The sequence below is a fragment of the Pantoea sp. DY-17 genome (assembly GCF_019795975.1).
GTDB classification, from domain to species: domain Bacteria; phylum Pseudomonadota; class Gammaproteobacteria; order Enterobacterales; family Enterobacteriaceae; genus Pantoea; species Pantoea leporis.
Map to the genome: position 1 here is coordinate 579,572 of NZ_JAIMIG010000001.1, position 12,958 is coordinate 592,529.

The 12,958-nt window shown below is 55.1% G+C and carries 10 protein-coding genes; 1 reads left to right on the plus strand and 9 read right to left on the minus strand.

Annotated features, from left to right (window positions below; all coding sequences use genetic code 11):
* Positions 1–37 precede the first annotated feature (37 nt).
* From K5Y33_RS02760 to pncB, 4 genes are all read right to left on the minus strand, one after another.
* Positions 38–1,228 carry an amino acid aminotransferase gene (locus K5Y33_RS02760; RefSeq protein ID WP_192413848.1) on the minus strand — a complete coding sequence of 397 codons (1,191 nt, stop codon included), beginning with the start codon at positions 1,226–1,228 and terminating at the stop codon, positions 38–40.
* 199 nt (positions 1,229–1,427) lie between these two features.
* Positions 1,428–2,603 (minus strand): porin OmpF, encoded by a 1,176-nt coding sequence (gene ompF / locus K5Y33_RS02765; RefSeq protein ID WP_304624134.1) that lies wholly within the window; start codon positions 2,601–2,603, stop codon positions 1,428–1,430.
* A 299-nt stretch (positions 2,604–2,902) separates the two neighbouring features.
* The gene (gene asnS, locus K5Y33_RS02770; protein WP_101760942.1) at positions 2,903–4,303 is read right to left on the minus strand and encodes an asparagine--tRNA ligase; all 1,401 of its coding nucleotides are present in this window, start codon (positions 4,301–4,303) and stop codon (positions 2,903–2,905) included.
* 152 nt (positions 4,304–4,455) lie between these two features.
* Positions 4,456–5,661 (minus strand): nicotinate phosphoribosyltransferase, encoded by a 1,206-nt coding sequence (gene pncB / locus K5Y33_RS02775; RefSeq protein ID WP_222233214.1) that lies wholly within the window; start codon positions 5,659–5,661, stop codon positions 4,456–4,458.
* A gap of 252 nt (positions 5,662–5,913) precedes the next feature.
* On the opposite strand from pncB, the gene pepN reads away from it, so the two are divergent.
* Positions 5,914–8,529 (plus strand): aminopeptidase N, encoded by a 2,616-nt coding sequence (gene pepN, locus K5Y33_RS02780; protein ID WP_222233215.1) that lies wholly within the window; start codon positions 5,914–5,916, stop codon positions 8,527–8,529.
* Between the two features lie 79 nt (positions 8,530–8,608).
* Here pepN and ssuB read toward each other — a convergent pair whose 3' ends face one another.
* From ssuB to ssuE, 5 genes are read right to left on the minus strand one after another with little or no spacing between them, the layout of a single operon-like run.
* Positions 8,609–9,400: an aliphatic sulfonates ABC transporter ATP-binding protein gene (gene ssuB / locus K5Y33_RS02785; RefSeq protein WP_192234391.1), complete on the minus strand. Its 792-nt coding sequence runs from the start codon at positions 9,398–9,400 to the stop codon at positions 8,609–8,611.
* Positions 9,397–10,185 (minus strand): aliphatic sulfonate ABC transporter permease SsuC, encoded by a 789-nt coding sequence (gene ssuC, locus K5Y33_RS02790; RefSeq protein WP_192234541.1) that lies wholly within the window; start codon positions 10,183–10,185, stop codon positions 9,397–9,399. Before ssuC ends, ssuB begins: the two co-directional genes overlap by 4 nt.
* Before the next feature lie 11 nt (positions 10,186–10,196).
* On the minus strand, positions 10,197–11,342 hold the full coding sequence (gene ssuD, locus K5Y33_RS02795; RefSeq protein WP_222233216.1) for an FMNH2-dependent alkanesulfonate monooxygenase: 1,146 nt from the start codon (positions 11,340–11,342) through the stop codon (positions 10,197–10,199).
* A gap of 2 nt (positions 11,343–11,344) precedes the next feature.
* The gene (locus tag K5Y33_RS02800; RefSeq protein ID WP_304624135.1) at positions 11,345–12,313 is read right to left on the minus strand and encodes a sulfonate ABC transporter substrate-binding protein; all 969 of its coding nucleotides are present in this window, start codon (positions 12,311–12,313) and stop codon (positions 11,345–11,347) included.
* Between the two features lie 10 nt (positions 12,314–12,323).
* Positions 12,324–12,875: an NADPH-dependent FMN reductase gene (gene ssuE, locus K5Y33_RS02805; RefSeq protein ID WP_222233217.1), complete on the minus strand. Its 552-nt coding sequence runs from the start codon at positions 12,873–12,875 to the stop codon at positions 12,324–12,326.
* Positions 12,876–12,958 lie beyond the last annotated feature (83 nt).

Consider the following 12,958-nt stretch of genomic DNA (forward strand, 5'->3'; position numbering starts at 1 on the left):
GCCCTCTTGGCCCATTTGTCGTTATTTGCCGCCTGATTTATAAAACTGCGACAATCGCCTCACACAGCGCCGACATATTATCTGGCGTCATGCCTGCCACATTAACGCGACCCGAGTTCACCGCATACACGCCAAACTCTTCCCGCAGACGCACTACCTGATCTTTGGTCAGGCCGCTGAATGAGAACATGCCGTTCTGCTTGATGATGAAGCTAAAGTCTTGATTAGCGCCTTTCTCCGCCAATGTGTTCACAAACAGCTGACGCATGCGCTGGATGCGCTGACGCATATCGGCCAGCTCCTGAATCCAGATGGTGCGCAGCGCGTCATTGCTGAGGATGGTGGCGACGACCGCCGCGCCGTGTGACGGCGGGTTAGAGTAATTGGCGCGAATGGTGTATTTCACCTGACTAAACGCAGTTTTGGCCACGTCGCTGCTCGCTGCAACCAGCGTTAATGCACCTACACGCTCATTATACAAACCGAAGTTCTTCGAGTAAGAGCTGGCAACAATCAGTTCCTGATGTGAAGCGGCAAAAATACGCAGCCCTTGCGCATCTTCATCCAGACCGCGAGCAAAGCCCTGATAGGCGAAATCAAACAGCGGCAACCATCCTTTCTCTAGCGACAGTTGCGCCAGCTGTTGCCATTGCTCTGCAGACGGATCAACGCCGGTTGGGTTGTGGCAGCAGCCGTGGAACAGCACTACATCGCCTGCTTTGGCTTCCTGCAGCGATGCCACCATGGCGTCGAAATCCAGGCTGTGGCTTGCGGCATCGTAATAATCGTAATCACACACTTCAAGGCCAGCAGCGTTGAACACATTGTTATGGTTCGGCCAGCTTGGGTTGCTCACCCAAACGCGCTTAACGCTGGTCTGGTTTGCCAGAAAATCTGCCGCTACGCGCAGGGCGCCGGTGCCGCCTGGCGTTTGTGCGGTGCATGCGCGACCCGCAGAAATCAGCGCGCTCTCTTTGCCGAACAGCAACTCCTGCGTGCATCGTGCGAAATCCGCCAGACCATCAATGCTCAGGTAGTTCTTGGTGGTTTCATTTTCCAGCAAATACTGCTCAGCTTTTTTAACACTGGTGAGGACCGGCGTTTTACCGGTTTCATCTTTATAAACACCAATGCCAAGATTGATTTTATTCGGCCGGTCATCGGCACGAAAAAGGTCAGCCAGTCCCAGAATAGGATCGGCGGGTGCGGCAGAGATCGATTCAAACATGAGTCAGTTCCGTTTAGGTGAACTTTAGCGAAATGAGCTATCAGGTTAACGTCAGTCGGCACGCTTGCCAACCGCTGATATAAAAAAGAAATATGTCGGTGAGATAAAGTAGAAAAGCTAATTGCGAAGCCGATCACTGAAATGCAAAACGGAGCCCGAGGGCTCCGTTTTTAGGTATTACGCAAATCTAATCGGGTGATTAGAACTGGTATACCAGACCAACAGCTACTACGTCGTCGGTAGCCAGACCCAGTGGGTTGTCATCGTTCAACTGGTTGATTTTGTAATCAACATAGGTAGCCATGTTTTTGTTGAAGTAGTAGGTTGCGCCCACATCGATGTATTTAACCAGGTCAGCATCGCCAACGCCTTCGATGTCTTTGCCTTTAGACTGAACGTAGGCGATGGACGGACGCAGACCGAAGTCGAACTGGTACTGCGCAACAATTTCGAAGTTCTGAGCTTTGTTAGCAAAGCCAGTAATGGCAGCGTCAGTGTAAGTGTTACCGTTCTGAGCAACGAATGTGCCAGAACTTGAGGCTGAAATTGGAGTAGAGTTACGGGTTTCACCATACATTGCTGCGAGGTAGATGTTGTTCGCATCATACTTCAGCGCAGCTGCCCAATTTTCAGCACGCTTACCAGCGCCTTCACCAGTTACATCAGTAACAGTAGCTCCGCCTGTTGTGCTGTTGGTGTAAGTAGTCTGAGCACCAGCAGACTGCGCATTAGTACGGTCGCTGCTGCTATATGCTGCTGCTACACCCAGACCAATTGGTGAGGTGTAAGAGGTAGAGATACCGTAACCGTCTCCGTTGGCACGACGAGTATCAGAGCGATCATTTTTGCCTTGGTACTGTACTGCGAAGTTCCAGCCGTCAACCAGACCGAAGAAGTTGGTGTTACGGTAGGTCAGCAAACCGGTGCTACGACCGTTCATGAAGTTGTCTGAGTAACCTGAGTCACCACCGAATTCTGGCAGAACGTCAGTCCAGCCGATTGCGTCATATACAACGCCGTAGTTACGACCGTAGTCGATTGAACCCGCATCGCCAAATTTCAGACCTGCGAAGCCCAGACGGGTTTTGTTGCCGTCTTGTGCATCAGAACCTTCAGAGTTGTTAGCCTGAACGTTGTATTCCCACTGGCCGTAACCGGTCAGTTGGTCATTAATCTGGGTTTCACCCTTGAAGCCGAAGCGAACATAAGTCTGGTCGCCGTCGCTGCCAGCGTCATCCGAGAAATAGTGCAGACCAACAGCTTTACCGTACAGGTCCAGCTTGTTGCCGTCTTTATTATAGATTTCTGCTGCGTTTGCTGCGCCGGCAGCTAACAGAGCAGGGATAACCACTGCAAGAATGTTGCGCTTCATCATTTTTTATTACCCTCATTGGAGTTATTTGGACATCTGCCACTGCTGCCAAGAAATCTTTACAGAACCTTGAAAGAAGTTTGATGTCTCCTGTGTCTGCACGCATCTTTCCATCACAGGGTTGCTAATTCTAGCCCGAAGATGATTCAAATCTCGCAATTAAGTATCAAAAGGAAAAATTGTATGACAATTTGTAAAAATTCGGGAACTTTGTGAGAGAACTCTAAATTTACAAAAATAAAAAAAGGCCGGCTAGGCCGACCTCTTTATATATATGAATTACTTATAATTAATCGCTAAATTTAGAAATTCGCGTTGCGAGGGGTACGTGGGAAGGGGATAACATCCCTTACATTTTGTACGCCGGTGACATAGGCGATTAATCGTTCGAAACCTAATCCAAAGCCGGCATGTGGCACGGTGCCGTAACGGCGCAGGTCACGATACCACCAATAATCTTCTTTATTGAGTCCCATTTCTGCCAGACGTGCATCCAGCACATCCAGACGCTCTTCACGCTGTGAACCCCCGATGATTTCGCCGATGCCCGGCGCGAGAACATCCATCGCCGCTACGGTTTTGCCATCTTCGTTCATGCGCATATAGAAGGCTTTAATGTCTTTCGGGTAGTTTTTCACTACCACCGGCGCCTTGAAGTGCTGCTCGGCGAGATAACGCTCGTGTTCGGATGAGAGATCCACGCCCCAGGAGACCGGGTTCTCGAAGCTCTGGCCGCTTTTCAGCAGGATTTCAACCGCATCGGTGTAATCCACCTGAGCAAAGTCGGTCTGTACGAAGCGCTCCAGACGCGCAACCGCATCCTTGTCTACACGCTCAGCAAAGAACGCCATGTCGTCGGCGCGCTCGTTCAGCACAGCCTGGAACACATATTTCAGCATGGATTCTGCCAATGCGGCCGCATCATCCAGCGTCGCGAACGCCACTTCCGGCTCCAGCATCCAGAATTCCGCCAGGTGACGGCTGGTGTTGGAGTTTTCGGCGCGGAAAGTGGGACCAAAGGTATACACCTTAGACAGCGCACAGGCGTAAGTTTCGGCGTTGAGCTGGCCCGATACGGTCAGGAAGGCTTCTTTACCGAAGAAGTCTTTATCGAAATCGATTTTGCCCTGCGGATCGCGCGGCAGGTTTTCCAGGTCCAGCGTCGAAACGCGGAACATCTCGCCGGCACCTTCGGTATCCGAAGCGGTGATCAGCGGAGTAGAAACCCAGAAATAACCGTTTTCGTGGAAGAAACGATGCAGCGCTTGCGCCAGCGTATGACGCACACGCGCCACGGCGCCGACCAGGTTGGTACGCGGACGCAAGTGCGCCACTTCTCGCAAATATTCGATGCTGTGACGTTTCGCCGCCATCGGATAGGTATCCGGATCGTCAACCCAGCCGGTAACTTCAACGTTAGTCGCCTGCAGCTCGAAAGCCTGGCCTTCGCCCGGCGATTCGACCACTTTACCGGTAATGATTACCGAGCAGCCGGTGGTCAGACGCAGCACTTCATCCTGATAATTATTCAGAGAATTATTGACGACGGCCTGAACGGGATTAAAGCAGGAACCGTCGTAAACGGCGATAAAGGAAAGACCAGCTTTGGAATCTCTTCGGGTACGCACCCAACCACGTACGGTGACTTCACTGTCAACCGCGACACGGCCGTGCAGTACATCCGCTACAGGCACAACGCTCATAAAGTTCTCTCTATATATAAAAGAAGGTGGATAAAAGCCCTTTTTCAGGGTTTTGCTATGTTACTTGCGAGCCCACAGGAAACAAGCAAAATTGCCGGGTAAACAGGAGATTTGTTGCGTGAGAGCAGGGCGCAAGCGCCCTGATATAAGAATCAGCTGGCTCTTTTGACCAGCGGCAGATCGAAGGCTTTGCGCAAGGCGCGCACGAAGGCTTTATCCTGGCAAATGGTTTTGCCGGGGCTGTCGGAGAGTTTTGCCACCGGTTTGCCATTGCAGCTCACCAGTTTGATCACGATATTCAGCGGCGTAACGCCCGGAATATCGCAGGACAAGCGTGTTCCGATACCGAACACCACGTTGGCACGTTGGCCGAAGTGACGATAGAGCGCCAGCGCTTTGTCCAGATTGAGGTTATCCGAGAACACCAGCGTTTTGCTTTTGGGATCGATATCCAGCCGCTGATAGTGCGCAATGGCTTTTTCACCCCATTCCAGCGGATCGCCGGAGTCATGGCGCAGGCCTTGATAACGATGCGCAAAGCCCGGGCCAAAATCACGCAGGAAAGCATCCATGGTAATGCAGTCGGTTAAAGCAATACCTAACTGATCGTTATACTCATCCAGCCAGGATTGCAGCGCCGCACGTTGGCTGTTCGCCAATACCGGGCTGATTTGCTGGTGCGCCTGGAACCATTCATGCGCTTGTGTACCCACCGGATTAAGCTGCAGGCGACGCGCCAAATCGTAGTTGCTGGTGCCCACCAGCCACGGAAACTCCGCTTTAAGCGTAGCGACAATCGCTTCCTGTACCGCTTTGGAGTAACGGCGACGGGTGCCGAAATCCATTAGCTGGAAGCGCGACATATCCCAATCGCCGACCTGCTGACGGAAATTCGTAAGCTTATGCTGCAAGTGCACAACCGCCTGATCCACACCCATCTGCGGCGTGCGATGGCGATGCACCACTTCACTGATCAGCGCCAGCAACGGCACTTCCCACAAAATCACTTCACGCCACGGCCCGCTGATCTGAATGGTCAGATGGCCGTTGTTGTTACGTACGTTGACTTGTGAGGGATCGAGGCGGAACTGGCGCAGCCAGTCAAGGTAATCGCGTTGGAAGAAAGGCAGCCCGCTGAGGTAGTGATACTCATCGTCGCTCAGGGCGAGCGTTTGCAGGGTTTCAATTTGTGCGCGGATCTCGTCCGCATAAATACCGAGCAGTTCGTCGCCACGGCAGCGAAATTCCGCCGTAACCGGGACATCATAATAGCGATGATAGACGGCCTGCTGCATGTGAAGCTTATACGCATCGGTATCAAGCAGCGTGGTCAAAATCGGGGAAGCATGTCCAGTCATGGTGCGTTTCAGCATCCTCTTCCGCGGAGCAGAGCCCGGTGTTCAACAAAGTCATAAAGACGCAGGAGTATAAAACAGTAATGACCGCGATCACACCATAATTGCGGGTGGCAGGTCGAGGGTCATTTGTGCCATTGTTAATGAATTGTAGCCTTTTCAACGAACGCACGCATTGACCGTGGCAACCGAGGCACAACCCGCTTAGACTTTGACGGGTCAACATATTAACGAATAACGATGCGAGAAGGACTTATGACGCAACAGCCGCAAATTAAATATCGCCACGATTACCGTGCGCCGGATTACACCATCACCGATATCGACCTGACTTTTGATCTTGATGCAGCTTCGACGCGCGTCACGGCGGTCAGTCAGGTGAAGCGTATTGGCGCTGCCGATGCGGAACTGCGTTTAGATGGCGAAGATCTCACGCTGGTATCGCTGGCGGTGGATGGCAATCCGTGGTCGCATTACCGCGAAGAAGAGGGCGCGTTGTTCATTAGCCAGTTACCGGACAACTTCACTCTGACCATCATTAATGACATTCATCCGGATAAAAACACCGCGCTGGAAGGGTTATACCAATCCGGCGATGCGCTTTGTACCCAATGTGAAGCCGAAGGTTTCCGCCATATTACGTGGTATCTCGATCGCCCAGACGTGCTGGCGCGCTTCACCACCACCATTATTGCCGATGCCGCGCGTTATCCTTATTTACTCTCCAACGGCAACAAGCTGGAGAGCGGTCGCCATGAAGATGGCCGCCATTGGGTGAAGTGGCAAGATCCGTTCCCGAAACCGTGCTACCTGTTTGCGCTGGTGGCGGGTGATTTCGACGTATTACGTGATAGCTTTACCACGCGTTCAGGCCGCAATGTGGCGCTGGAGATCTTTGTCGATCGCGGCAACCTTGATCGTGCTGATTGGGCGATGACCTCGCTGAAAGCCAGCATGAAGTGGGATGAAGAGCGCTTTAACCTTGAGTACGACCTCGACATCTTTATGATCGTCGCGGTGGATTTCTTCAATATGGGCGCGATGGAGAACAAAGGCCTCAACGTCTTCAACTCCAAATATGTGCTGGCGAAAGTCGAAACCGCCACCGACAAAGATTATCTCGGCATTGAAGCGGTGATCGGTCACGAATATTTCCACAACTGGACCGGCAACCGCGTGACCTGCCGCGACTGGTTCCAGCTCAGCCTGAAAGAGGGGCTGACAGTGTTCCGCGATCAGGAGTTCAGCTCCGATCTCGGTTCGCGCGCGGTGAACCGTATCGATAACGTACGCGTGATGCGCGGTGCGCAGTTCGCGGAAGACGCCAGCCCAATGGCGCACCCGATCCGTCCGGATCAGGTGATCGAAATGAACAACTTCTACACCTTAACGGTGTATGAGAAAGGGTCAGAAGTGATCCGCATGATGCACACTTTGCTGGGCGAAGAGAATTTCCAGAAAGGCATGCAACTCTATTTCGAGCGTCACGATGGCAGCGCCGCCACCTGCGATGATTTCGTGCAAGCGATGGAAGATGCATCGAACGTCGATCTGTCGCAGTTCCGCCGCTGGTACAGCCAGGCGGGCACGCCAGTCCTGACGGTGCGCGATGACTACAATCCAGAGCTGGAACAGTACACGCTGCACGTCACCCAGCGCACGCCGGCCACCGCCGAGCAGAAAGAGAAGCTGCCGCTGCACATTCCGCTGGATATCGAACTGTACGATAACGAAGGCAAGGTGATCCCGCTGCAGCATAACGGTCATCCGGTGCATCACGTGCTGAACGTCACCGAAGAGTTCCAGACCTTTATTTTCGATAACGTTTACTTCCAGCCGGTGCCATCGCTGCTGCGTGAATTCTCTGCGCCCGTGAAGCTCGACTACAAATGGAGCGATGCGCAACTCACCTTCCTGATGCGCCACGCGCGTAATGACTTTGCGCGCTGGGATGCGGCGCAAAGCCTGCTGGCAACCTACATTCGCCTCAACGTCGCACGTCATCAGCAGGGCCAGCCGCTATCGCTGCCGCTGCATGTGGCTGATGCGTTCCGCGCGGTGCTGCTGGAAGAGCAGGGCGATCCGGCGCTGAAAGCGTTGATTCTCTCGCTGCCGTCTGAGAATGAAATCGCCGAACTGTTTGATGTCATCGATCCGCTGGCGATCTCAGCGGTGCGCGATGCGCTGGTGCGTACGCTGGCTAAAGAGCTGAGTGACGAATTCTTTGCGCTCTATCTGGCCAACCAAAGCAGCGAATACAAAATTGAGCACGCGGAGATTGGCAAGCGCACGCTGAAAAATGTCTGCCTCGGTTACCTGGCCTTCGCCGATGCGGCACAGGCGGACAAGCTGGTGCAGGCGCAATATCAGCAGGCAAACAACATGACCGATGCGTTAGCGGCGCTGTCTGCCGCGGTGGCGGCGAACCTGCCATGTCGCGATACGCTGCTGGCGGCCTACGATGAGCGCTGGCATCAGGATGGTCTGGTGATGGATAAATGGTTTGTGCTGCAAGCCACCAGCCCAGCGGCGGACGTGCTGAGTAATGTGCGTGAGCTGCTGAATCACCGTTCGTTCACCATGGGCAACCCGAACCGTATCCGTTCACTGATTGGTGCGTTCGCGTCTGGTAATCCCGCAGCGTTCCACGCTAAAGATGGCAGCGGTTATCAGTTCCTGGTGGAGATGTTGACCGATCTCAACACGCGCAACCCGCAAGTGGCTGCACGCATGATTGAGCCGCTGATTCGCCTGAAACGCTACGATGCCGATCGTCAGGCGCTGATGCGTAAAGCGCTGGAAACGTTGCAAGGGCTGGATAAGCTTTCTGGCGATCTGTACGAGAAGATCACCAAGGCGTTGAACGCGTAAGAAAACCATGCGCAATTAATTGCGCCGCTACGAATAAATGCACACATCCGTAGCGGCGCGATTTATCGCGCGTCTTTAATTAACTCTGCTGCGCAAACTTCAACGGCTGTTCTGACGAGCCGCGCTTCATCACCCGATCCAGCACTTCCGCTTCCAGCTCTGCCAAACGTGCCGATCCGCGACGACGTGGGCGCGGCAGATCGACGATCAAATCCAGGCCAATCTGGCCTTCCTCAATCAACAATACGCGATCGGCAATAGCCACCGCTTCGCTGACATCGTGCGTCACCAGTAGCACGGTGAAGTTATGCTGCTGCCACAACGACTCAATCAATCCCTGCATTTCGATACGCGTCAACGCATCCAGCGCACCGAGCGGCTCGTCGAGCAGCAGCAAACCTGGGCGGTGAATCAGCGCACGCGCCAGCGCCACACGCTGTTTCTGCCCGCCAGACAACGCGGCAGGCCACTCGTTGGCGCGATCCGCCAATCCCACCGCTTCGAGTGCTTCCAGCGCGGCGGTGCGCCATTCGCGGCCTTTCAGTCCCAGCCCAACGTTATCAATCACCTTTTTCCACGGCAGTAAGCGTGAATCCTGGAACATCAAACGCGTATCTTCGCGTGCCTCAGATAACGGCGCATTGCCCGCCAGCAACGCCCCGCGCGTGGTGGATTCCAGACCCGCCAGCAGACGCAGCAAGGTACTTTTCCCGCAGCCGCTACGGCCGACCACGGCGACGAACTGCCCGGAGGGGATGTGCAGGTCGATATTATTCAGGATGGTACGATCGCCATATTGCTTGCTGACGCCATTCACGCCAACCGGTGTACCGCGATTTAAGCGCGCCGGATTTAGGGTTGCGTTGCTCATGCGTTCTCCTTCACTTGGTAAGCCGGATGCCAGCGCAGCCAGACGCGCTCCAGCAGTTGTGCCGCGACGTCGGCGAGTTTGCCGAGCAGGGCATAGAGAATGATGGCCACCACCACCACGTCGGTTTGCAGGAATTCACGGGCGTTCATCGCCAGATAACCAATGCCAGAGTTAGCGGAAATGGTTTCGGCGACAATCAGCGTCAGCCACATCAGGCCAAGGGCAAAACGTACGCCAACCATAATTGAAGGCAGCGCACCCGGCAGAATCACCTGAATGAACAGGCTCCAGCCAGACAAGCCGTAGCTGCGCGCCATCTCGACCAAACCCCGATCAATATTACGAATGCCGTGATAAGTATTCAGGTAAATCGGGAACAGCGTGCCCAGCGCCACGAGGAAAATCTTGGCGGATTCGTCGATGCCGAACCATAAAATCACCAGCGGAATCAGCGCCAGATGCGGCACGTTACGCAGCATCTGCACCGAGGTATCCAGCAAGCGTTCGCCGACGCGCGAGGTGCCGGTAATCAAACCCAGAATCAAACCAATCGAGCCACCAATAGAGAAACCGATGGCAGCACGCCAGCTGCTGATCGCCAGGTTTTGCCACAGTTCTCCGCTCACCGTCAGCTTCCAGAAGGTGATGAGGATGTTTTCCGGCGACGGCAAAATGCGCGTCGACAGCCAACCCACTTGCGATGCCAGTTGCCACAGCGCAATCAGCACCACCGGTAAAACCCAGGGCAGTACAGCATTCGTTAGCTGTTTTTTAACGTTCGCCATCATCTGCTCCTTTAGCTCTGCGACACTTTTTGCGGTGTGAAATCGTTGGCCACCGCTTCACCGTGCGCTTGCACCACGCGCGGCTTCGGCACTTCCGGAATCGCCAAATCGAGGTGCGGGAACAGCAACTCACCTACGCGATAAGCCTCTTCAAGATGCGGATAGCCGGAGAGAATAAAGGTCTCGATGCCGAGATCCTGATACTCCTGCATGCGCGCCGCCACGGTTGGGCCATCGCCCACTAACGCGGTACCTGCGCCGCCGCGCACCAGGCCGACACCGGCCCACAGATTCGGGCTGATCTCCAGCTTGTCGCGACGTCCACCGTGCAGTGCGGCCATGCGCTGCTGGCCTACCGAATCGGTGCGCGCAAACGCGGCCTGCGCTTTGGCAATGGTGGCATCGTCGAGATGGGCAATCAGGCGATCTGCCGCTTGCCACGCTTCTTCATTGGTTTCGCGCACAATCACGTGCAGACGAATCCCGAAGCGCACGGTGCGGCCTTGTGCCGCCGCTTTGGCGCGCACTTGCTCAATCTTCTCTTTAACTAACGCCGGCGGTTCGCCCCAGGTGAGATAGACATCGACCTGTTCAGCGGCCAAATCCTGCGCGGCATCTGATGATCCGCCAAACCACAGCGGCGGACGCGGTTCCTGCACCGCTTTAAACATCAGACGCGCACCGCGCACCTTCACATGCTTGCCTTCGTAATCGACGGTTTCGCCTTCGCTCACCCGCCGCCAGACGCGGGTAAACTCAGCGGACTCTTCATAGCGTTCACGGTGATCGAGGAACACGCCATCGCCGGCTAACTCTTCCGGATCGCCGCCGGTGACCAGATTAAACAGCGCGCGACCATTCGACAGACGATCCAGCGTGGCGGCCTGACGCGCCGCCTGCGTCGGTGAAATCACGCCCGGACGCAGTGCGACGATGAAACGCAGACGCTGCGTAACCGGAATCAATGACGCCGCCACCAGCCAGGCATCTTCACAGGAGCGGCCGGTAGGGATCAGCACGCCGCCGAAGCCAAGGCGATCCGCTGCCTGCGCAATCTGTTGCAGATAACCATGATCAACCGGGCGCGAACCTTCCGCGGTGCCAAGATAGTGGCCATCGCCGTGCGTCGGGAGAAACCAAAATACGGATACGCTCATGATTAATTTCCTTTAGGCTGGGCGGATTGTGGATGCCAGATGCGGTCAGCAATATTCACTTTTACCGGCATCAGATGATTGGCATAAAACAGATCGGCCGTTTGCTGTTGGGCCTGCGCGGTATGGGCGCTGACCGGCGTAATGGTGGTCGGTGGACGATGGTCGAGATAGCTGGCAATTACCGGTTTCGGTAAGCCCATTGCATTCGCCAGCAGATCGATACTCTGGTCGCGCTGGCTGCGCGTTAACGCATCGGCTTCGCTGAAGGTATTCAGGACCTGCTGCACAAAGGCGCCGTTCGCCTCGGTGTATTTGCGCGTGGCTAAATAGAAGGAGCCGGTTTGATTGAGTTTGCTGCCGTCGGCCAGCACGCGCACGTTGCCTTGCAGCAGCGCGGCAGAGTAGTAAGGATCCCAAATTGCCCAGGCATCAACATCACCTTGCTGAAACGCGGCGCGCGCATCGGCAGGCGTCAGATAGGTTGGCTGGATATCTTTAAAACTCAGCCCGGCCTGTTCCAGCGCACGCAGCAGCAGGTTGTGCGAGCTGGAGCCTTTCTGGAACGCCACTTTATGGCCTTTCAGTTCGGCCACGCTGTGAATCGGGCTGTCTTTCGGCACTAAAATCACTTCGGCTTGCGGCTTGGGTGGCTCCGAGCCGACATACAGCAGATCGGCACCTGCGGCCTGCGCAAACAGCGGCGGGATGTCGCCGGTGCTGCCCAAATCGATGCTATCGACGTTAAGCGCCTCGAGCATCTGCGGGCCCGCCGGGAATTCCACCCACTTTATGTTGGTGTGCGGGAAGCGCTGCTCCAGCAGCTTGTGGGTTTTCGCCAATACCATGCTCACCGAACCTTTCTGATAACCGATGCGCAACTGTTCAGGTGCGTCGGTGGCCTGCGCGCTCACGCTCAGGGTGAGCAGCGCCGCGACGGCTGGCATGAGTAAACCCGTCAATATCCTTTTCATCTCTCTTCCTTTATACCGCTTGTGCGTAAGGTGGGTGGCGACGATGCAGCGCGTGCCAGAAGGTATCCAGCGCTTCATCAATGCGTTGCGACAGCAGCGGATCGAGCAGCGGCTGGCGGTCGTAATCGGTAATCTGGCCGTCAGTGGCGAACACGCCGTGCAACACTTCCTGCGCCTTTAGCGCGTTGAGTACTGGCTTCAGCGCGTAATCCACCGCCAGCAGATGTGAAGCGCTGCCGCCGCTGGCCAGTGGCAACACCACTTTGTGTTCCAGCGCGCGCTCGGGCAGCAGATCGAGCAGGGTTTTCAGTGCGCCGGAGAACGAAGCCTTATAAATAGGCGTGGCGACAATTACGCCATCCGCCAGCGCCAAATCGGCTTTCAACGCGGCCAATGCGGGAGAATCGAAGCGTGCATAGAGCAAATCTTCAGGCTGGAAGTTGTGAATATTCCATGAAATCACTTCGACACCGCGTGCTTCCAGCGCGTGCTGGCACAGGCTCAGCAGCGCAGTAGAGCGTGAAGGGAAGCGAGGGCTGCCCGCCAGCGTAATAACCCGCATGGTCACTCCTTATAACTGAAAGTTATTGATTATCTGATATTCAGAACTGATGTGTTCAATACTGTCAGAGCAGGCAGCGAGGC